This window comes from Amnibacterium setariae (assembly GCF_003581425.1).
GTDB classification, from domain to species: Bacteria; Actinomycetota; Actinomycetes; order Actinomycetales; family Microbacteriaceae; genus Amnibacterium; species Amnibacterium setariae.
Genome location: NZ_QXTG01000002.1, coordinates 196,454 through 217,805, shown reverse-complemented (window position 1 = coordinate 217,805; position 21,352 = coordinate 196,454). Strand labels below are relative to the sequence as shown.

The 21,352-nt window shown below is 70.9% G+C and carries 18 protein-coding genes; 8 read left to right on the top strand and 10 right to left on the bottom strand.

Annotated features, from left to right (window positions below; all coding sequences use genetic code 11):
- Positions 1–10 precede the first annotated feature (10 nt).
- The gene (gene glpK / locus D1781_RS08995; RefSeq protein ID WP_119481994.1) at positions 11–1,525 is read left to right on the top strand and encodes a glycerol kinase GlpK; all 1,515 of its coding nucleotides are present in this window, start codon (positions 11–13) and stop codon (positions 1,523–1,525) included.
- A gap of 79 nt (positions 1,526–1,604) precedes the next feature.
- Here glpK and trpD read toward each other — a convergent pair whose 3' ends face one another.
- On the bottom strand, positions 1,605–2,669 hold the full coding sequence (gene trpD / locus D1781_RS08990) for an anthranilate phosphoribosyltransferase (RefSeq protein WP_119481993.1): 1,065 nt from the start codon (positions 2,667–2,669) through the stop codon (positions 1,605–1,607).
- Between the two features lie 106 nt (positions 2,670–2,775).
- Here trpD and ctaE point away from each other — a divergent pair, with 106 nt between their 5' ends.
- From ctaE to D1781_RS08960, 6 genes are all read left to right on the top strand, one after another.
- Entirely contained in the window at positions 2,776–3,414 is a 639-nt protein-coding gene (gene ctaE, locus D1781_RS08985; protein ID WP_199706530.1) for an aa3-type cytochrome oxidase subunit III, read from the top strand.
- A gap of 11 nt (positions 3,415–3,425) precedes the next feature.
- On the top strand, positions 3,426–4,232 hold the full coding sequence (qcrC, locus tag D1781_RS08980; protein ID WP_199706528.1) for a cytochrome bc1 complex diheme cytochrome c subunit: 807 nt from the start codon (positions 3,426–3,428) through the stop codon (positions 4,230–4,232).
- Between the two features lie 7 nt (positions 4,233–4,239).
- Entirely contained in the window at positions 4,240–5,322 is a 1,083-nt protein-coding gene (gene qcrA / locus D1781_RS08975; protein ID WP_119481992.1) for a cytochrome bc1 complex Rieske iron-sulfur subunit, read from the top strand.
- Positions 5,306–6,958, top strand: coding sequence for a cytochrome bc1 complex cytochrome b subunit (gene qcrB, locus D1781_RS08970; RefSeq protein ID WP_119481991.1), 1,653 nt, complete (start codon positions 5,306–5,308; stop codon positions 6,956–6,958). The genes qcrA and qcrB overlap by 17 nt, the downstream gene beginning before the upstream one ends.
- Entirely contained in the window at positions 6,951–7,412 is a 462-nt protein-coding gene (locus D1781_RS08965; RefSeq protein WP_119481990.1) for an NUDIX domain-containing protein, read from the top strand. Before qcrB ends, D1781_RS08965 begins: the two co-directional genes overlap by 8 nt.
- 161 nt (positions 7,413–7,573) lie before the next feature.
- On the top strand, positions 7,574–9,016 hold the full coding sequence (locus D1781_RS08960; protein ID WP_119481989.1) for an HNH endonuclease signature motif containing protein: 1,443 nt from the start codon (positions 7,574–7,576) through the stop codon (positions 9,014–9,016).
- A 57-nt stretch (positions 9,017–9,073) separates the two neighbouring features.
- Here the strand turns inward: D1781_RS08960 and ctaF are convergent, their stop codons facing one another.
- From ctaF to D1781_RS08935, 5 genes are all read right to left on the bottom strand, one after another.
- Complete coding sequence (gene ctaF / locus D1781_RS08955) at positions 9,074–9,490, bottom strand: aa3-type cytochrome oxidase subunit IV (protein ID WP_119481988.1); 417 nt, start codon at positions 9,488–9,490, stop codon at positions 9,074–9,076.
- A 3-nt stretch (positions 9,491–9,493) separates the two neighbouring features.
- The gene (gene ctaD / locus D1781_RS08950; protein ID WP_119481987.1) at positions 9,494–11,248 is read right to left on the bottom strand and encodes an aa3-type cytochrome oxidase subunit I; all 1,755 of its coding nucleotides are present in this window, start codon (positions 11,246–11,248) and stop codon (positions 9,494–9,496) included.
- Positions 11,249–11,264: 16 nt separating this feature from the next.
- Entirely contained in the window at positions 11,265–12,188 is a 924-nt protein-coding gene (gene ctaC, locus D1781_RS08945; protein ID WP_233551209.1) for an aa3-type cytochrome oxidase subunit II, read from the bottom strand.
- Positions 12,189–12,406: 218 nt separating this feature from the next.
- Positions 12,407–12,775: a HesB/IscA family protein gene (locus tag D1781_RS08940; RefSeq protein WP_119481985.1), complete on the bottom strand. Its 369-nt coding sequence runs from the start codon at positions 12,773–12,775 to the stop codon at positions 12,407–12,409.
- A 46-nt stretch (positions 12,776–12,821) separates the two neighbouring features.
- On the bottom strand, positions 12,822–14,231 hold the full coding sequence (locus D1781_RS08935) for a M20/M25/M40 family metallo-hydrolase (protein ID WP_119481984.1): 1,410 nt from the start codon (positions 14,229–14,231) through the stop codon (positions 12,822–12,824).
- Between the two features lie 35 nt (positions 14,232–14,266).
- Between D1781_RS08935 and D1781_RS08930 the strand changes: the two genes are divergently transcribed.
- Complete coding sequence (locus D1781_RS08930; protein ID WP_119481983.1) at positions 14,267–14,830, top strand: DUF3043 domain-containing protein; 564 nt, start codon at positions 14,267–14,269, stop codon at positions 14,828–14,830.
- A 46-nt stretch (positions 14,831–14,876) separates the two neighbouring features.
- Here D1781_RS08930 and D1781_RS08925 read toward each other — a convergent pair whose 3' ends face one another.
- From D1781_RS08925 to dnaE, 4 genes are all read right to left on the bottom strand, one after another.
- The gene (locus D1781_RS08925; RefSeq protein WP_267899796.1) at positions 14,877–15,905 is read right to left on the bottom strand and encodes a quinone-dependent dihydroorotate dehydrogenase; all 1,029 of its coding nucleotides are present in this window, start codon (positions 15,903–15,905) and stop codon (positions 14,877–14,879) included.
- A 7-nt stretch (positions 15,906–15,912) separates the two neighbouring features.
- On the bottom strand, positions 15,913–16,386 hold the full coding sequence (gene nrdR / locus D1781_RS08920; RefSeq protein WP_119481982.1) for a transcriptional regulator NrdR: 474 nt from the start codon (positions 16,384–16,386) through the stop codon (positions 15,913–15,915).
- A gap of 72 nt (positions 16,387–16,458) precedes the next feature.
- The gene (hisD, locus tag D1781_RS08915) at positions 16,459–17,763 is read right to left on the bottom strand and encodes a histidinol dehydrogenase (RefSeq protein WP_407641663.1); all 1,305 of its coding nucleotides are present in this window, start codon (positions 17,761–17,763) and stop codon (positions 16,459–16,461) included.
- A 75-nt stretch (positions 17,764–17,838) separates the two neighbouring features.
- Entirely contained in the window at positions 17,839–21,348 is a 3,510-nt protein-coding gene (gene dnaE / locus D1781_RS08910) for a DNA polymerase III subunit alpha (RefSeq protein ID WP_119481980.1), read from the bottom strand.
- Positions 21,349–21,352 lie beyond the last annotated feature (4 nt).

The window sequence follows — 21,352 nt, the reverse complement described above, 5'->3', positions numbered from 1 at the left end:
AGGAGTCTCCATGGCGGACTACGTCCTCGCCATCGACCAGGGCACGACGTCGACCCGAGCGATGGTCTTCGACCACGAGGGCAAGGTCGTCTCGACCGGCCAGCTCGAGCACCAGCAGATCTTCCCCAGGGCGGGCTGGGTCGAGCACGACCCGGTCGAGATCTGGAACAACACCCGCGAGGTCATCGGCCAGGCGCTGTCCCGCGCCGACATCACGCGGCACGACATCGCGGCGGTCGGCATCACCAACCAGCGCGAGACCACGGTCGTGTGGGAGAAGGCGACCGGCAAGCCGGTCTACAACGCGATCGTCTGGCAGGACACGCGGACGCAGTCGATCGTCGACCGGTTCGCGGCCGAAGGCGGCGTCGAGCGCTTCAAGGAGAAGGTCGGCCTGCCCCTCTCCACCTACTTCGCGGGCACGAAGATCGTCTGGATCCTCGAGAACGTGGACGGCGCGAGGGAGAAGGCGGACGCCGGCGAGCTGCTCTTCGGCACCACCGACTCGTGGGTCCTCTGGAACCTGACGGGCGGCACCGACGGCGGCGTGCACGTGACGGACGTCACGAACGCCTCCCGCACCCTCTTCATGGACCTCGCCACGTGCCAGTGGGACGACGAGATCCTCGGCGTCCTCGGCATCCCGAGGTCGATGCTCCCCGAGATCAAGAGCTCGTCCGAGGTGTACGGCACGGTCGAGTCGTCGAGCCTGCTCCGCGAGGTGCCGATCGCCGGCATCCTCGGCGACCAGCAGGCCGCCACCTTCGGCCAGGTCGCGTTCGAGCCCGGCGAGGCGAAGAACACCTACGGCACCGGCAACTTCCTGATCTTCCCGACCGGGACCGAGATCGTGCACAGCTCGAACGGGCTGCTCACGACCATGGCCTATCGCCTGGGCGACGGGGAGCCGCACTACGCGCTCGAGGGCTCGATCGCGGTGACCGGGTCGCTCATCCAGTGGCTCCGCGACAACCTCGGCCTGATCGGCTCCGCGCCGGAGGTCGAGCAGCTCGCGAAGACGGTCGAGGACAACGGCGGCGCGTACTTCGTCCCCGCGTTCTCCGGCCTGTTCGCGCCGTACTGGCGCTCCGACGCCCGCGGCGCCCTGGTCGGCCTCACCCGCTACGTGAACAAGGGCCACATCGCCCGCGCGGCGCTCGAGGCCACGGCGTTCCAGACCAAGGAGGTCCTGGACGCGGTCAACGCGGACACGGGCGAGCCCTTCACCGAGCTGAAGGTCGACGGCGGCATGGTGCAGAACGACCTGCTCATGCAGTTCCAGGCCGACATCCTCGGGATCCCGGTGGTCCGGCCCCAGGTCGCGGAGACCACGGCGCTCGGCGCCGCCTACGCCGCGGGGCTCGCGGTCGGGTTCTGGCAGGACTTCGACGACCTGCGGAAGAACTGGCAGGAGGACCGCCGCTGGGAGCCCGCGATGGACGAGGACGAGCGCCAGCGGCAGTACCGCCTCTGGAAGAAGGCCGTCACGAAGACGTTCGACTGGGTCGACGAGGACGTGCAGTAGCGCCGGGCCAGGCGCACTCCCCCGCTGCGGCGGGCGCCCGGGACGACCGGGGGCCCGCCGCAGCGGCGTCGGGGCGGCGTCAGCCGGCGGAGACGGAGCGGGTCGCCTCGACCCAGGCGTCGAGCTTCTCGCGCGCGGCGCCCGAGTCGACGGCGCGCGCCGCCCGCTCGACGGCGTCGGACAGCCGCTTGGCCATCGGGCGCTCCGCGTTCGACGGGTCCTCGTAGAGGTCCCAGGCGACGAGGCCGGCGGCCGCGTTCAGCAGCGCGATGTCGCGGACCGGGCCGCCCTCGCCCGCGAGCACCCGGCGCAGCGTCTCCGCGTTCTCGACCGGGGTGCCGCCGCGCAGGTCGTCGAGACGGGCGACCGGGAGGCCCACGTCGGACGGGTGCACGTCGTGCTCCGTCACCGCGCCGGCCGACACCTCGCGGATCCGGCTGTGCCCGGTCGTCGAGAGCTCGTCGAGCCCGTCGTCGCCGCGCACCACGAGCGCGGTCGCGCCGCGGGTCTGCAGCACGCCGGTCACGAGCGGCACGGCCGCCTGCGACGCGACGCCGATGACGTTCGCGTCCGGCCGGGCCGGGTTCACGAGGGGCCCGAGGAAGTTGAAGACCGTCGGGACGCCGATCGCGCTCCTGGCCTCCGCCGCGTGCCGGAAGCCGGGGTGGAACGCGGCCGCCCAGACGAACGTGATGCCGACCTCGGCGAACACCCGGGCGAGCCCGTCGCCGTCGAGCGACAGGTCGAGGCCGAGGGCGCCGAGCACGTCGCTGGCGCCGGAGGCCGAGCTCGCGGCACGGTTCCCGTGCTTCGTGACGGGCACCCCGGAGGCCGCCACGATCACGGCGGCGGTCGTCGACACGTTCACCGTCTTGAACCCGTCGCCGCCCGTGCCGACGAGGTCGAGGGCCCTGGCAGGCAGCGGCAGCGGCCGCGCGTGGGCGAGCACGGCGTCCCGGAACCCGACGATCTCGTCGACCGTCTCGCCCTTGCCGCGCAGCGCGACGAGGAACCCGGCGAGCGTCGGCGCGGCCACCTCGCCCGTCACGATGCGCTCCATCGCCCACGTCGCCTCGGCCACCCGGAGGTCGCGCCCGCCGAGGAGCGCGGAGATCAGGAGGGGCCACTCGAGGGTGTCGGACACGGTCGGAGCCTAGCGACGCGCCGCACGCCCCCTCGGTCTGCCGAAACTCTTCGACAAGACGTCGAATTGCGGCCTGGGAGGAGGCTCGACCGACCATAATGAAGTCGTGAGCAGTGCGTCGGTGCTTCAGAGCGCGAACACCCCCGCGGTGAACCGCCCCAACTCGGTCGCGGTCGGGACGATCGTCTGGCTGGGCAGCGAGGTGATGTTCTTCGCGGGTCTCTTCGCGATCTACTTCACGTTGAAGACCTCGCAGCCGGACCTCTGGCGCGAGTCGGTGACGCACCTCAACGTGCCGTTCGCCGCGGTCAACACCCTGATCCTCGTGTCGAGCTCCTTCACCTGCCAGTTCGGCGTCTTCGCCGCCGAGCGGCTGCAGTCCCGCTCGACCGGCTGGAAGCCGTCCGAGTGGGGCATGGTCGAGTGGTTCTTCCTCACCTACGCCCTCGGCGCGATCTTCGTCGCCGGGCAGGTCTGGGAGTACGCGACCCTGGTCGGCGAGGGCATCTCGATCGACGCCAACGCGTACGGCTCGGCCTTCTACCTGACGACCGGGTTCCACGGCCTCCACGTCACGGGCGGGCTCATCGCCTTCCTGCTGACGATCGGCCGCGCCTTCGCGGTCAAGAACTTCGGACACAAGGAGGCGACGACCGCGATCGTCGTCTCGTACTACTGGCACTTCGTCGACGTCGTGTGGATCGGCCTCTTCCTGGTCATCTACGTGCTGCAGGCGGCGGGCTGAGGACGGCGACGATGAACGACGAGATGAAGCCCCGGCGCCGCAAGCACGGCCGCCGCTCCCCGCTCGCCAGCGTGGCGCTGGTCCTCACCGGGCTGCTGATGACGGGCGGCGCCTACGCGCTGTTCACGGCGGCCACCCCGGCGAGCGCGAGCGTCGACCTGACGAGCACGCAGACCATCCAGGAGGGCAAGAAGCTCTTCGCGGCGAACTGCGCGACCTGCCACGGCCTCAACCTGGCGGGCAGCGACTCCGGCCCGTCCCTGATCGGCGTCGGCGCCGCCGCGGTCGACTTCCAGGTCGGCACCGGCCGCATGCCGCTGGCCAAGGACGCCGCTCAGGCGCCCGACAAGCCCCCGGTGTTCAACGACACCCAGGTGAAGCAGCTCGCCGGCTACGTCGCCTCCATCTCCCCCGGCCCCGGCATCCCGGCCGCCAGCAACCTGACGCTGACGGGCGACGCCACGAAGGGCGCCGAGCTGTTCCGCATCAACTGCGCCATGTGCCACAACGTGGCCGGCGCGGGCGGCGCGCTCACCGAGGGCAAGTACGCGCCCAACCTGATGGAGACGTCGCCGTCGCACATCTACGAGGCGATGCTCACCGGCCCGCAGAACATGCCGGTGTTCAACGACGACAACATCACGCCGCAGGAGAAGCAGGACATCATCACGGCGCTGAAGACCCAGTCGAAGTCCGAGACCGTCGGCGGCTTCGCCCTCGGCAGCCTCGGGCCGGTGGCGGAGGGCCTCTTCATCTGGATCTTCGGTCTCGGCGCGGTCGTGGCGTTCACGGTCTGGCTCACGGCGAAGGCGAACTAGGACACTCATGGCGAACGACACGAACCTCCCGGGCCACGACGGCCCGTCGGACTCCCTCGTCCCCGTCTCCACCGCCGACCCGGGCACCGCGGTCGAGCGCTCGGACGCGCTGCGCAACCCCGGCCTGCCGCCGCACCGCCTGCGCGTCACGGACACGGACCCGAAGAAGGCGAAGACCGCCGAGCGCGTCATCGTCGCCCTCTTCTACGTCTCGCTGGTCGGCTCGATCTTCGCGATGGCCGCGTACTTCGCGTTCCCGATCAAGCCGAACGACCTCGGCTCGGTCCGGCTCAACAACGTGTTCGTCGGCATCGGCCTGTCGTTCGCCCTGCTCGCCATCGGCGTCGCGGCGATCCACTGGTCGAAGGTCCTCATGGACGACCACGAGGGCATCGACATCCGGCACCCCGTCAAGGGCGACCCGAAGACGCAGGCCCGCGCGGTCGAGATCTTCCGCCAGGCCGACCGCGAGTCCGGCTTCAACCGCCGGGTCCTGATCCGCAACGGCATGATCGCGGCCTTCGCGGCGCTGCCGTTCCCCGCGATCTTCCTCTTCCGCGACCTCGGCCCCTCGGCCGGGACGCCGGCGGAGGCGTTCAGCCACACGATGTGGAAGGCCGGCACCCGGCTGACGAAGGACCCGACGGGCGACCCGATCCGCGCCTCCGACGTCACGATCGGCTCCGTCTTCCACGTCATCCCCGAGGGGCTGAACGACACCGAGGACGTGCTCGAGGAGAAGGGCAAGGCGGCCGTGCTGCTGATGCGCCTCGAGCCGGGCGACCTCCACGTGTCGCCGGAGAAGCGCACCTGGAACTACGACGGCATCGTCGCCTACTCCAAGATCTGCACCCACGTCGGCTGCCCGGTGGCGCTGTACGAGCAGGAGACCCACCACCTGCTGTGCCCCTGCCACCAGTCGCAGTTCGACATCACGCGGGAGGCGGCCGTGATCTTCGGTCCGGCCGTCCGTCCGCTGCCCCAGCTGCCCATCACGGTGGACAGCGAGGGCTACCTGGTCGCGCGCAGCGACTTCCACGAACCCGTAGGACCGAGCTTCTGGGAGCGACGCGGTGACTACAACGTCTGACACCTACAACTTCGACCCGACCGCCCCGGCGGACAGCCGTCGCTCCGGCGGCATCACCGGCTGGGCGTCGCGCTACGTCGACGAGCGGACGGGCATCAGCTACGTCGTCCGCGAGTTCGGCCGCAAGATCTTCCCCGACCACTGGTCGTTCATGCTCGGCGAGGTCGCGCTCTACAGCTTCGTCGTCATCCTGATCACGGGGACGTTCCTGACGTTCTTCTTCCAGGCGTCGATGGCCGAGGTCACCTACGACGGGTCGTACGGCCCGCTGAAGGGCCTCGAGATGTCGGCGGCGATGCAGTCGACGCTGCACATCTCGTTCGAGATCCGCGGCGGTCTGCTCATCCGGCAGGTCCACCACTGGGCGGCGCTGCTCTTCGTCGCGTCGACGATGCTGCACATGCTCCGGATCTTCTTCACCGGCGCGTTCCGCAAGCCGCGCGAGCTCAACTGGGTCATCGGCTTCGTGCTCTGGATCCTCGCCATGGCCGAGGGCTTCACGGGCTACTCGCTCCCCGACGACCTGCTGTCCGGCAACGGCCTGCGGATCATCGCGGGCATGGTCGAGGGCATCCCGTTCATCGGCAGCTGGATCCTCTGGCTGCTGTTCGGCGGCGAGTTCCCGGGCACGGCGATCGTCGGCCGCCTCTACACGCTGCACATCCTGCTGCTGCCCGCCGCGGTGCTCGCGTTCATCGCGCTGCACCTCGTGTTCGTGGTCACGCACAAGCACACGCAGTACGCCGGCCCCGGCCGCACGAACGAGAACGTCATCGGCGTCCCGGTGCTCCCGGTCTTCGCGGCGAAGGCGGGCGGGTTCTTCTTCGTGGTCTTCGGCCTGCTGATGCTGATGGGCGCGTTCTTCACGATCAACCCGATCTGGGTGTACGGGCCCTACGACCCCTCCCCCGTGTCCGCCGGCACGCAGCCGGACTGGTACATCGGCTTCGCGGACGGCGCGCTGCGCCTGATGCCGGGCTGGCTCGGCGGTCCGGGCGGCGTCCCGATGGAGTTCGTGCTCTTCAACACGACCTACTCGCTGAACATCCTGATCCCGATCGTGGTGCTGGGCCTGTTCATCGTCGCGGTGATGCTCTACCCGTTCCTCGAGGCGTGGGTCACGGGCGACAAGCGCGAGCACCACATCGCGGACCGGCCCCGCAACATGCCGAGCCGCACGGCGATCGGCGCCGCGGGCGTCGCGTTCTACACGGTGCTGTTCTTCGGCGCGAGCTCCGACCTCATCGCGACCCACTTCAAGGTCTCGATCGAGAGCATGATCACGATCCTGCAGTTCATGCTGGTGCTCGGCCCGGTGCTCGCGTTCTTCGTCACGAAGCGCATCTGCCTGGCCCTGCAGAAGAAGGACCGCCAGATCGTGCTGCACGGCACCGAGTCGGGCCGCATCGTCCGGCTGCCGGGCGGCGAGTACATCGAGGTCCACGAGCCGGTCGACGAGTACGAGCGCTGGAAGCTCGTGGCCTTCAACGACTACGAGCCGCTGATGCTCCGCCCGAACGCGGCCGGCCGCATCCCGGTGACGGAGCGCGCCCGTGCGGCGATCAGCCGCCTGTTCTTCGAGGACCGCATCGAGCCGGTGACGTCCACGGAGCTCGAGGTCGCGCGTCATCACTGACGGACCGACCGAGGAGGCCGGCGCTCGTACGAGCGCCGGCCTCCTCGTCGTTCGGCGGCACCCCGAGACCGAGGTGCTGATCGGGCACATGGGCGGCCCGTTCTGGGCTCGGAAGGACGCGGGCGCCTGGAGCTTCCCGAAAGGCGCGCTCGAGGGCTCGGAGGCGCCGCTGGACGCCGCGCTGCGGGAGTTCCAGGAGGAGACGGGCATCGCCCCTCCCCCGCCGCCCTACCGCGACCTGGGCGCCGCGAAGCAGCGCTCCGGCAAGACGGTGCACCTGTTCCTCGTCGAGGCCGACGTCGACCTCGCCGCCTTCCGCCCCGGCACCTTCTCGATGACCCTGCGCGGCAGGACGTTCGACGTGCCGGAGCTCGATCGCCTCGAGTGGGCGACGCCCGAGCGCGCCCGCGAGCTGCTCGTCGGCGGCCAGCGCCCTTTCCTCGACCGCCTGTAGCCGCGCCCCGCCCCGCTGGTCGAGGTGCGAGCGCAGCAGCGCGCCGGCCTCGCCCGTCCCACCCCGCTGGTCGAGGTGCGAGCGCAGCGAGCCTCGAGACCACCCCGAGCCCGCTCCATCGCCGGAATGCGCTGTCGGACCCCTCCTCTACATTCGGACACGTGTTCGAGGAGTTCCCTGACGACGAGCCCCCGCGGGTGTGGACCCGCGAGGAGGCCGACGCCTGGGACGCGCTCGCCGAGGAGGAGCGTCGCGCGCAGCTGCCGCCGGACGAGCGGTACCGGGAGCAGTTCGGCGCCGACGCCGTGCCGGACGAGGCCTGGCTCGCGGCCGCGCTGACGGAGGACGCCGCCGTCTACACGCAGGATCTCGCGGTGCAGGCCGACCGGATGCGCATCCTCGCCGATGCCCACCGCATCGCCGCCCTGCTCACCGCGTACGAGCGCGCCAAGATCGACCTCGCCCACCGGTTCGGCTCGTCCTACGGCACCCGTGCGGGACTCGGTGCGCAGGCGTTCTTCCGCTCCTTCGGCCTCCAGACCGGCGCCCATCCGGCCGCGGTCGCTGGCGAGGTCGACACAGGGCTGATCCTCCGCGACCGCCTCCCGCTCACTTGGAGGGCGTTCCAGGCCGGCGACGCATCCTGGAACCGGATGCGCACCGTGGCGCGGGAGGCCGAAGGACTCGACGCCGAGCACTGGGCCGCGTACGACGAGGTCGCCGCGGTCAAGGTCGTCTCCTCGACGCGGCTGAAGGACGACATCCGAAAGGCGCGGGCGCGGCTCGATGACGAGGCGGCGGCGAAGCGCGCCCGGTCCACGCACGAGCGCCGCCGGACGAGCCTCGAGCTCGGCCACGACGGCGGCGTCGCCTTCGTCGCCGAAGGCCTCGCGGCCGAATGGGTGCCGATCAACGACGCCCTGCACAGGGCGGCCGTCGCCGCCCACGGCGCCGAGGGCGAGACCCGCGGGATCGCGCAGCTCCGGCACGACATCGCCCTCGACGTCCTCCGCAACGGCCTCCAGGCACCCGCGGCGGACGACGCGTCGGCGCCGCAGCGCAAGCCGGTCCAGGTCCAGCTGATCCTCACCGTCCCAGCACTCGCCTGGCTCGGGAAGACGAAGGAGCAGGCGCAGCTCACCGGCTACGGGCCCATCGACCTCGAGACCGCCAAAGCCCTCGCCGGGACCGCGACCTCGTTCATCCGCGTGCTCACCGACCCCGTGACGGGCGTCCGGCTGACGATGGACCGCAAGGTGTACGCGCCACCGGCGGACCTGGCCCGGTGGGTGAGGATCCGCGACGGGCGGTCCCGCTTCCCGGGCTCGACGACCGCGCCGCACCTGGCGGACATCGACCACGCCCGCGAGTGGCAGCACGGCGGCACCACCGACGCCGCCAACCTCGTCACCCTCGGCCGCACCGACCACAACCTGAAATCAGCAGGCCTCTTCACCGAGGGCTCGGTCGAGGACGACGGCACCGTCGGCTGGAACGAGGCCTGGGGCCACCACTTCTCGGACCCGCCGAACGACCCCCTCGACCCCGCTCCACCGGAGCTCCTCCCACCGCCTTCCGACGACGACCGCCCCTGCCCCTTCTGACGGAACACGAAGGGCCCGGAGGCGATGCCTCCGGGCCCTTGGTCAGGTGCTCGCCGCTCAGTGCGCGGAGTAGCCCCGGTAGTACTCGTAGACCCATCCGGTGATGGCGACGAGGAACAGCGCCCCGCCGATGAAGGCGATCCAGACGCCGACCGCGATGCCGAGGAAGCCGAGCGACGCGGCGATCGACAGGACCAGCGGCCACCAGCTCCACGGGCTGAAGTGCCCGAGCTCCGGGTCGCCGTCATCGATGGAGGCGTCGAGCCGGTCCTCCGGCAGCGCCCCGCCCTGAGCCTTGAACGACCGGTTCAGGTAGAAGGCGATGAAGATCGACATCACCGACACGAGGCCGATGCCGATCGTGCCGACCCACTCCACGCTGCCGTAGGTGAGCACCGCCCAGATCGAGTACGCCGCGTCCGCGACGGCGAAGAACGCCGCCAGGACCCAGAGCAGGTTGATGTTGACGCGCATCGGTCAGCGCACCTCTCCACGAGCCGAGTCGTACGTGGGCGCGTCCGGCGCGTCCTTGGCGGGTCCGACGCCGACCGGGATGCCGGCCTCCGGGTGGTTCAGGTCGAACGCCGGGGACTCCGAACGGATCCGCGGGATCGACGTGAAGTTGTGCCGGGGCGGCGGGCAGCTGGTCGCCCACTCGAGCGACCGGGCGTAGCCCCACGGGTCGTTCACGGTGACCTTCGGCGCCCGGCGGGCGGTGACCCACACGTTGTAGAGGAACGGGAGGATCGACAGCGCGAGCAGGAAGGCGCCCGCGGTCGAGATCTCGTTCATCACCGTGTAGCCGTCGCCCGGCTGGTACGTCGCGTACCGGCGGGGCATGCCGAGCACGCCGAGCCAGTGCTGCACGAGGAAGGTCATGTGGAAGCCGACGAACAGCAGCCAGAAGTGGATCTTCCCGAGGCGCTCGTCGAGCATGCGGCCGGTCCACTTCGGCCACCAGAAGTAGAAGCCGGCGAACATCGCGAACACCACGGTGCCGAACACGACGTAGTGGAAGTGCGCCACCACGAAGTAGCTGTCGGACAGGTGGAAGTCGAGCGGCGGCGACGCCAGGATCACGCCGGTCAGGCCGCCGAACACGAAGGTGATCAGGAAGCCGAGCGCCCAGACGAGCGGCGTCTCGAACGTCACCGAGCCCTGCCACATGGTGAAGGTCCAGTTGAAGATCTTCACGCCCGTCGGCACCGCGATCAGCATCGTCATCAGCGCGAAGAACGGCAGCAGCACCGACCCGGTGACGTACATGTGGTGCGCCCACACCGCGACCGACAGGGCCGCGATCGAGATCGTCGCGTAGACGAGGGTCTTGTAGCCGAAGATCGGCTTCCGGCTGAACACCGGCATGATCTCGCTGATGATGCCGAAGAACGGCAGCGCGATGATGTAGACCTCCGGGTGCCCGAAGAACCAGAAGAGGTGCTGCCAGAGGATGGCGCCGCCGCTGGACGAGTCGTAGACGTGGGCGCCGAGCACCCGGTCCGCGCCGAGCGTCAGCAGCGCGGCGGCCAGCACCGGGAACGCCATGATCACGAGCAGGGACGTGATGAGCACGTTCCAGGTGAAGATCGGCATCCGGAACATCGTCATGCCGGGGGCGCGCAGCGTGATGATCGTCGTGATGAAGTTCACCGCGCCGAGGATCGTGCCGAACCCGGACAGGCCGAGGCCGAAGACCCAGAGCGTGCTGCCGAGGCCGGGCGAGTAGGCCGCGTTCGACAGCGGCGAGTACGCGGTCCAGCCGAAGCTCGCGGCGCCGTCCGGCGTGAAGAAGCCGGACACGGCGATGAAGCTGCCGAAGAAGTAGAGCCAGTACGCGAACGCGTTCAGCCGCGGGAACGCGACGTCCGGCGCACCGATCTGCAGCGGCATGAGCGCGTTGGCGAAGCCCGCGAAGAGCGGCGTCGCGAACATCAGCAGCATGATCGTGCCGTGCATCGTGAACAGCTGGTTGTAGATCTCCGGCGTCGCGACGACGTGGAGGCCCGGCTCGGCCAGCTGCGCCCGGATCACCAGCGCGAGCACGCCGCCGATCAGGAAGTAGATGAACGAGGTCGCGAGGTAGAGGTAGCCGATCTTCTTGTGGTCGGTGGTCGTCAGGTACTCGACGATCACGTTGCCCTTGCGGGCGACCTGGCTGCCGCCGGTGACGACCTGCGCCTGCCCCGCGGGGAGAGATGACTGGCTCGTCGGCCGGCCCGCTGTGGTGGTCATCGCTGTCCTGTTCCCCTCATCGACCTTCGACGCCGCCGTTGGTGGTCTCGGCGGGGGCTTCCCCGCCCGAGTTCTGGTTGCCGTCGGCGTTGAAGTTGTCGTCCTTGCCGTACTGCTCGCCGAGCGAGCCGACGTTGCCCGCTGCGCGCAGCTGGGCGATGTGCGCCTGGTAGTCCGCCTGCGAGACGACCTTCACGTTGAAGAGCATCCGCGAGTGGTACTCGCCGCAGAGCTCCGCGCACTTGCCCTCGTAGGTGCCGATCCGGGTCGGCGTGAAGTCCCAGTAGTTCGTCTGACCCGCGATCAGGTCCTTCTTGTAGAGGAAGTCGATCACCCAGAAGGAGTGGTTGACGTCGCGGGTGCGGAGGCGGATCTCGGTCTTCTGCCCGACCGGCAGGTAGAGCGTCGGGATCGACGACTCGACGAACCCGTCCTTGCGGGTGTCCGCCGCCGGCTGCGCCTGGACGCCGACCTCGTAGACCTTCTCCTTGGCGTAGTCGAAGTCCCACGCCCACTGCTTGCCGTACGCGTCGATGACGGTCGCGGGGTTGTCGTAGCGGGTCTCGATCGCGGTCTGGTCGCGCGCGGTGAAGGCGAAGAGCCCGAGCACCAGGATCAGCGGCACGACCGTGTAGAAGATCTCGATCGGCATGTTGTAGCGGATCTGGACCGGCAGGCCGGTCTGCCCGCGACGGCGCCGGTAGACGATCGCGAACCAGATGATGAGCGCCCACGTGATCACGCCGACCGCGAGCAGCGTCAGCCAGGAACCGACCCAGAGGTCGGACACGCGCTGCGTCTGGTTCGTGGCGTCGGGCTGGCCGGAGATGAACCCCGGGAGGTAGCCGTGGAGCTGCAGGTCGTCGCAGCCGGTGAGCGCGAGCACGACCCCGGTCGCCACGAGCGGCACCGCGATCAGGCGTCGTCGGATGGAGCGCACGGATTCCCTTCCCCGTTTCATCAGGCACGTGGTGCCGACCGTCAGCCTATCGTCCGGCGGGGGACGGCACCCCGATCATCCGCCTCTTTTTCTACCGCTTGTAGGGAGATCGGGGGCGCCGCTCCCCCGGGGACGACGAAGGGCGCGGTCCCCGGAAGGACCGCGCCCTGACGCGGTGGCACCGGCTTCGATCCGCCTGCGGATCGAGGCCCATGAGCTCAGTGGAAGCTGTCGCCGCAGGCGCAGGAGCCCTGCGCGTTCGGGTTGTCGATGGTGAAGCCCTGCTTCTGGATGGTGTCCTCGAAGTCGACGGTCGCGCCGTCGAGGTAGGGGACGCTCATCCGGTCCACGACGACCTCGACGCCGTCGAAGGCGACGGTCGCGTCGCCGTCGAGCAGGCGCTCGTCGAAGTAGAGCTGGTAGATGAGGCCGGAGCAGCCGCCGGGCTGCACGGCGAGGCGGAGGCGCAGGTCGTCGCGGCCCTCCTGCTCGAGCAGGCTCTTGACCTTGCTCGCCGCCGGGGCCGTGAGGAGCACGCCGTGCGCGGTGTCCGAGGTGGTGGTGCCGATGAGCGCGGTGTCGGTCATGGCTCGATGGTAGACGTGTCGTCCTTCGATCGCGCGTCCGCCGCGGTCATCGGTCCGAGCGTCGGGAGAGCCGCGCGAGCAGCAGCGCCTCGGCCGTGATCGACCTTCGCAGCACGCCCAGGTCCTGGGACTCGTTCGGCGAGTGCGCGCGGGTGTCGGGGTCCTCGACGCCGGTGATCAGGATCTGCGCCCCGGGGAACCGCTCCGTCAGCGTGCTGATGAAGGGGATCGACCCGCCGATGCCGGTCAGCTCGGGCTCCGCGCCCCACCCGTCGGCGAGGGCCGAGCGCGCAGCGGCCGCGGCCCAGCCGCTCTGGTCGACGAGGAACGGCTCCCCCAGGTCGACGTCGGCGATCGTGAGGTGCGCGCCGAACGGCAGGTGGTCCCGCAGGTGCCGCTCGATCGCGGCGAACGCCTCGGCCGCGGCCTGACCGGGGGCGATCCGGCAGCTGATCCGCGCCCGGACCGACGGCAGCAGCGTGTTGGAGGCGTTCAGCACGTCGGTCACGTCGATGCCTGTGACGGTGATGGAGGGGCCGTACCAGAGCCGGTCCGCCACCGTGCCGCGGCCGATGGGCGTGACGCCGGGCAGGAGCGCGGCGTCGACGGCCAGGTCCTCGAGCGACGGGCCGGCGGGGCCGCCCTCGGGCGGCGCGGCCTGCAGCAGCCCCGCGACGGCGACCGCGCCGTCCTCGTCCCAGAGCGTGTCGAGCAGCCGGATCGCCGCGAGGACGGCGTCGGGCGCGGCGCCGCCGTACATGCCGGAGTGGCTCGCGTGGTCGAGCGTCGCGATCTCCAGGGTCGCGGTCGCGTTGCCGCGGAGCGACGACGTCAGCGCGGGGACGGTCGTGCTCACGTTGTCCGAGTCCGCGACGACGATCACGTCGGCGGCCAGCACGTCGTGGTGCGCCGCGAGGAAGTCGTCGAACGAACGGGATCCGGCCTCCTCCTCCCCCTCGACGAACACGGCGATGCCGACCCCGAGGTCGTCGCCGAGCGCCTGCAGCGCCGCCGTGATCGCGGCGACGTGGGTGACGACGCCGGCCTTGTCGTCGGACGCGCCGCGGCCGAAGAGCCGCTCCCCCACGAGCGTCGGCTCGAACGGCGGCGTACTCCACAGCTCCTCGCGACCCGCCGGCTGCACGTCGTGGTGCGCGTAGAGCAGCACGGTCGGGCGGCCTGGGGCGGCGGGCCGGCGCGCGATCACGGCGGGCGACCCGGTCGCCGTGCCCTCGTCCGTGGCGTACTCGGCGCTCGCGACCTCGACCGCCGTGAAGGCGCCCGTGTCGCGGAGCAGCTGTGCCACGGCCTCGGCGCTCGCCTGAAGCGGCTCGCGCGGGAACCCGGGGAACGCGACGGACGGGATGCGCACGAGCCGGCCGAGCGCGCCGACGGCGGCGGGGAACCCCTCCGCCACGGCATCGATCACGGGCTGCTCCGCGGGTTCGATGGGCATGCCGGTAACCTTAGGAGGCGATCGAGGAGGACCCCATGGCCAAGCGGACGGTGGAGCAGCCTCCCGAGCAGGACCTGTTCGCAGGCGGCAAGGGCCGCGCGACCCCGTCCCGCCGGGAGCGGGAGGCCGCGAACCGGCGACCCATCGTCGTCGCGGACCGGAAGGCCGCGCGACGTGCGTCGCGGGGCCGCGAGGCCGAGGCGCGCGAGCGCGCCCGCGTCGGCATGGCCAACGGCGAGGAGCGCTACCTCCCCGCCCGGGACAAGGGCCCGCAGCGCCGCTTCGCCCGCGACTTCGTGGACTCGCAGTGGACCGTCGGCGAGTTCCTGATCCCGGTCTTCGTGCTCTTCTTCATCGCGACGATCCTCGTGCCGACGGCGTCGTGGCTCTTCCTGCCCCTCTACGGCTACCTGGCGCTCACGATCGTCGACGGCCTGATCCGCGCCGCGATGATCCGGCGCCGGCTGGCGCGCAAGCTCGGCGGCTCCGGCAACGTCGAGCGCGGGCTCAACTTCTACGTCATCATGCGGGCCGCGCAGTTCCGCGGCCTCCGCGTGCCGAAGCCGCTGGTCAAGCGCGGCACCCGCGTCGAGCCCTGAGCCGCTGAAGCATCTCTGAGCCGGCCCTGAACCGGCCCGGGCCGGTTCAGACGCGGGCGAGCGAGGCGGCCCAGCCGGGTCCCCGGTAGAGGAACCCGGTGTAGCCCTGCACGAGGTCGGCGCCCGCGGCGAGCCGCTCGCGGACGTCCGCCGCGGTCATGACGCCGCCGACGCTGATGACCGTCGCGGTGGGCGGCAGCGTCTCGCGCAGCAGGCGGAGCACCTCGAGCGACCGCGCCGCCACGGGCGGGCCGGACAGGCCGCCCGCGCCCATGGCCTCGACCCGGTCGGCAGGCGTCCGGAGGCCGTCGCGGCGGATCGTCGTGTTCGTGGCGACCACGCCCGCGAGCCCCAGCCGGTCGGCGAGGGCGCCGATGTGGCGCACCGCGTCGTCCTCGAGGTCCGGTGCGATCTTGACGAGCAGGGGCGTGCCGCCGCTCTCCGCGAGGACCGCGGCGAGGAGGGGCTCGAGCAGGTCGAGCTCCTGCAGGCCGCGGAGGCCGGGCGTGTTCGGCGAGGACACGTTCACGACGATGTAGTCGGCGACCGGCGCGAGGAGGCGCGCGCTCGTCCGGTAGTCGTCGGCCGCGTCCTCGACCGCCGTCACCCGGCTCTTGCCGATGTTGACCCCGACGACGGGTAGGCCGCCCCGGCGGCGGAGCCGCGCGAGCCGCGCCGCGACGACCTCGGCGCCGTCGTTGTTGAAGCCCATGCGGTTGATCAGCGCGCCGTCGGCCGGCAGCCGGAACAGGCGCGGCCGCGGGTTGCCGGGCTGGGCCTTCGCGGTGACCGTGCCGATCTCCACGTGGCCGAAGCCGAGCGCGCCGAGCCCGCGCAGCCCGACGGCGTTCTTGTCGAAGCCCGCCGCGAGCCCGAAGGGCGTCGGGAGCTCGAGCCCCATCGCCGTCGTCCGCCTGCCGCGGCGCGTGGTGATGGCCCGCACCGCGGGCGCGACGGCGGGCGTCGCGCCGAGCGCCCGGATCACGAGCATCGCGGCGTGGTGCGCCGTCTCCGGCGGCATCCGGACGAGCACGGTCCGGAAGAGGGCGCGGTACGCCCGCTCGACGAGGTCCACGCGGCCGTCAGGCGCCGGTCGACGGGGAGGAGGACGAGTTCTCGACGCGGAGCAGCGTGATGGCCGCCTCGAAGTCGTCGAGCGACGTGAAGCCCTGGTAGACGCTCGCGAAGCGCAGGTAGGCGACCTCGTCGAGCTCGCGCAGCGGCGGCAGCACCGCGAGGCCGATGTCGTTCGCCTCGACCTGGCTGGCCCCGGTCGCCCGGATCGTCTCCTCGACCCGCTGCGCGAGCAGCGCGAGGTCCGAGTCGGTGACGGGGCGGCCCTGGCAGGCCTTGCGCACGCCGGCGACGACCTTGTCGCGGCTGAACGGCTCGAGCACCCCGTTCCGCTTGATCACGGAGAGGCTCGCGGTCTCGGTGGTCGAGAACCGGCGACCGCAGTTCGGGCACTGCCGGCGTCGGCGGATCGCCAGGCCGTCGTCGCTGACTCGGGAGTCGACGACCCTGGTGTCCGGGTTGCGGCAGAAGGGGCAGTGCATCTCGGCGATGATCCTACCCGCGCGCCGAGAAGAACGACAGCGGTGTGATTCAGGCCTGATCAGGCCCTGCGGTCAGGAGAAGCGGGCGTCCACGGCGTCGCCGTGGGCGGGCAGGCCCTCGGCGTCCGCGAGGGCGCGCACGACCGGCCGGGCCTCCCGCAGCGCGTCGAGCGAGTAGTCCACGACCTGCTGCTGGCGGAGGAACGGGCGCACCGAGAGGCCCGCGGCGAAGCGCGCGGTGCCGCCCGTGGGGAGCACGTGGTTCGAGCCGGCCGCGTAGTCGCCGAGGCTCACCGGCGAGCCGGGGCCGACGAAGACCGCGCCCGCCTCCGTGAGGTCGGCCACGAGCGGCCACGGGTCGGCGGTCTGAACCTCGAGGTGCTCGGGCGCGTAGGCGTTGCTCACCACGACGGCGGCGCGGGCGTCGTCGACGAGGACGATGCCGGACTGCCGCGCCGTGAGCGAGGTGCGGACGCGCTCCGCGTGGAAGGTCGCGGCGGCGCGGCGCTCGACCGCGGCGTCGACCGCCTCGGCGAGGGCGGCGGAGTCGGTGACGAGGACCGCCGCGGCGAGCACGTCGTGCTCGGCCTGGCTGACGAGGTCGGCCGCGACGAGCTCCGGGTCGGCGGCGCCGTCGGCGATCACGAGGATCTCCGTGGGGCCGGCCTCCGAGTCGATGCCGACCAGCCCGGCGACGGCGCGCTTCGCCGCGGCGACGAACACGTTGCCCGGCCCGGTCACCACGTCGACGGGGTCGAGCCCGACGGCGGGCACGCCGTGCGCGAAGGCGCCGATCGCCCCCGCGCCGCCCATGACGTACACCTCGTGCACGCCGAGCAGCCCGGCCGCGCCGAGGATCACGGGGTGGGCCCGCCCGCCGAAGGCGCGCTGGGCGGGCGTCGCGATCGCGATGCCGCGCACGCCCGCGACCTGCGCGGGCACGACGTTCATGACGACGCTCGACGGGTAGACGGCGCGGCCGCCGGGCACGTACAGCCCGACGCGGCGGACGGGCAGCCAGCGCTGCTGGACGCGGGCGCCCTCGCCGAGCTCCGTCGTGACCGGCTGCGAGAGCTGCGCCGTGCTGGCTCGGCGAACCCGTTCGGAGGTGATCTCGAGCGCGGCCCGGATGTCGTCGGGCAGCCCCTGCTCGGCGGCGACGATCTCCTCGACCGGCACCCGCACGGCCGGCGGACGGCCCCCGTCGAACCGGTCCGCCTGATCGAGCAGCGCCTGCTCGCCGCGGACGCGGACGTCCTCGATCAGCGCGAGCACGTCGCCCTGCACGGTCGCGGGGTCCTGCTCGGGCCGCGGCAGCGCGCGGCGCACGGCCTCCGCGTCGAGCGCGCTCCCCCGGAGATCGATGGTCCGCAGCACGGTCCAGAAGCCTACGGGCATTCCGTTTTGAAGGAGTTCCCGAGCGGAACGCGCAGGAACTCCTTCAAAACGGAATCAGATGCAGGCGGGGCCGAGGAGGCTCTTCAGCTCGCCGTAGAGGTCCGCGGTGACGGACACCGGGTACGGGATCTCGAACACGCGCGCCGTGTCGCCCCGGGTGAGGCGGAGCCGCACCTCGGTGTCGCCAGAGTTGCGGATCAGAACGTCGCCGAGCGACTTGACGGTCGCCGTCGTCGCCCGGACGTCCGGCAGCGTGATCATGACCGGTCCGCCGCCCCCGCTGGAGCCGAGGTCCGGCAGGAACAGGCTGTTCGCGTGGATGTTCATGCCGTCGTCGCGCGCGGACACGCGCCCGCGCACCACGACGACGCTGTCGGCGACGAGCGCCGGGGCGAACTCCTGGTACGCCTTCCCGAGGAACATGACGCTGACCGTGCCGCCGAAGTCCTCGATCTGGACGATCCCGTACTGGTTGCCGGAGTTGCGGGCGACGCGGTGCTGCACCTCGGTCACGAGGCCCGCGAGCGTCACCTGCTCGCCGTCGGGCGGCGTCTCGAGCGCGAGGAGGTCGCCGATCGAGGTGGAGGCGTGCTTCGCGAGCACCGCCTCCAGCCCGGCGAGCGGGTGGTCGGAGACGTAGAGGCCGAGCATCTCCCGCTCGAACGCGAGCTTCTGCTTCTTCGACCACTCCGGCTTGTGCGGCACGTGGGTCGCCTGCTGCGGCTCGTCGAACAGGCTGTCGAAGTCGAAGCCGAAGTCGCCGTTCGCCTCCATCCGCTTGTCCTTCACGACCGCGTCGACCGCGCCCTCGTGGATCTCGAGCAGCGTACGGCGGGTCGCGCCCGACGAGTCGAACGCGCCGGCCTTGATCAGCGACTCGACCGTGCGCTTGTTCGCGACGCCGAGCGGCACCTTGCGCAGGAAGTCGTGGAAGGAGGTGAAGCGGCCCTTCTCGTCGCGCGCGGCGATGATCTGCTCGACGACGTTCGACCCGACGTTGCGGATCGCGCCCATGCCGAAGCGGATGTCCTCGCCGACGGCGGCGAAGAAGCCGATCGACTCGTTCACGTCGGGCGGCAGGACCCGGATCTTCATCCGGCGGCACTCGTTCAGGTAGACCGCGAGCTTGTCGCGGGCGTCGCCGACCGAGGTCAGCAGGGCGGCCATGTACTCGGCCGGGTAGTGCGCCTTCAGGTACGCGGTCCAGTAGGACAGGACGCCGTACGCCGCCGAGTGGGCCTTGTTGAACGCGTAGTCCGAGAACGGCAGCAGGATGTCCCAGAGCGTGTTCACGGCCTCGTCGGAGTAGCCGCGCTCGTTCATGCCCGCCTTGAAGCCGGCGAACTGCTTGTCCAGCTCCGCCTTCTTCTTCTTGCCCATCGCGCGGCGGAGGATGTCGGCCTGGCCGAGCGAGAAGCCGGCGAGCTTCTGCGCGATCGCCATGACCTGCTCCTGGTAGACGATCAGGCCGAACGTGGTGCCGAGCACGTCCTTCAGCGGCTCCGCGAGCTCCGGGTGGATCGGGACGATCTCCTGCAGCCCGTTCTTCCGCAGCGCGTAGTTCGTGTGCGAGTTCGCCCCCATCGGGCCGGGCCGGTAGAGCGCGCCGACCGCGGAGATGTCCTCGAAGTTGTCGGGCTTCATCAGCCGCAGCAGGGACCGCATCGGGCCGCCGTCGAACTGGAACACCCCGAGGGTGTCGCCCGCGGCGAGGAGCTTGTAGGTCAGCTCGTCGGTGAGCGGCAGGTCCTCGAGCACCGGGCGGTGGCCGCGGTTCGCCTGGATGTTGTCGAGCGCGTCCTCGATGATCGTCAGGTTCCTGAGGCCCAGGAAGTCCATCTTGATCAGACCGAGCGCCTCGCAGGCCGGGTAGTCGAACTGGGTGACGATCTGGCCGTCCTGCTCGCGGCGCTGGATCGGGATCACATCGGTGAGCGGGACGCTCGACATGATCACGCCGCAGGCGTGGACGCCCCACTGCCGCTTCAGCCCCTCGAGCCCGAGCGCGGTGTCGAAGACGGTCTTCGCCTCCGGGTCCATCTCGATGACGGCCCGGATGTCGCCGGCCTCCTTGTAGCGCTTGTCCTTCGGGTCGAAGATCCCGGACAGCGAGATGTCCTTGCCCATGATCGCGGGCGGCATCGCCTTGGTGAGCTTCTCCCCCATCCCGAAGGGGAAGCCGAGCACGCGACCGGAGTCCTTCAGGGCCTGCTTCGCCTTGATCGTCCCGTAGGTGACGATCTGGCTGACCCGGTCGTCGCCGTACTTGTCGGTGACGTAGCGGAGCACCTCGTCGCGCCGGCGCTCGTCGAAGTCCACGTCGAAGTCCGGCATCGAGACGCGGTCGGGGTTGAGGAAGCGCTCGAAGATCAGCCCGTGCTGCAGCGGGTCGAGGTCTGTGATGCGCATCGCGTAGGCGGCCATCGACCCGGCGCCCGAGCCGCGGCCCGGGCCGACGCGGATGCCGTGGTTCTTCGACCAGTTGATGAAGTCGGCGACGACGAGGAAGTAGCCGGGGAAGCCCATCTGCAGGATGACGGACTTCTCGTACTCGGCCTGCTTGCGCACCGCGTCCGGCACGCCGTCCGGGTAGCGGACCTCGAGGCCGCGGTCGACCTCCTTGACGAACCAGGAGTCCTCGGTCTCCCCCTCCGGCACCGGGAAGCGGGGCATGTAGTTCGCGCTGGTGTCGAACTCGATCTCGCAGCGCTCGGCGATGACGAGCGTGTTGTCGCACGCCTCGGGCAGGTCGCGGAAGATGTGCCGCATCTCCGCCGCCGTCTTCAGGTAGTACTCGTCGCCGTCGAACTTGAAGCGGTTCGGGTCGTCCAGCGTCGAGCCGGACTGGACGCAGAGCAGCGCCGCGTGGCTCTTCGCGTCCTCCGCGTGCGTGTAGTGCAGGTCGTTCGTCGCGACGATCGGCAGCGACAGCTCCTTCGCGAGGCGGAGCAGGTCCTGCTGCACGCGGCGCTCGACCGAGATGCCGTGGTCCATCAGCTCGACGAAGAAGTTGTCCCGGCCGAAGATGTCGCGGAACTCCGCGGCGGCCTTGACGGCCTCGTCCCACTGCCCCAGGCGGAGCCGGGTCTGCACCTCGCCGCCGGGGCAGCCCGTGGTCGCGATGAGGCCCTCGTGGTGCTCGTGGAGCAGCTCGCGGTCCATGCGGGGCTTGAAGTAGTAGCCCTCGATCGACGCCCGCGACGACAGCTTGAACAGGTTGTGCAGGCCGGTCGTGCTCTCCGCGAGCAGCGTCATGTGCGTGTACGCGCCGGAGCCCGACACGTCGTCGCCGCCGCCGTCGCCCCACCGCACGCGCGTCTTGTCGCCGCGGTGCGTGCCGGGGGTGAGGTAGGCCTCGGTGCCGATGATGGCCTTCACGCCGTGCTGCTGGGACTGCTTCCAGAAGTCGAACGCGCCGAAGGTGTTGCCGTGGTCGGTGATCGCGATCGCCGGCATGCCCTGCTTGGCGGCCTCGCCCAGCATGTCGCCGAGGCGGGCGGCACCGTCGAGCATCGAGTACTCGGAGTGCACGTGGAGGTGGACGAAGCTGTCGGAGGCACCCATGGTG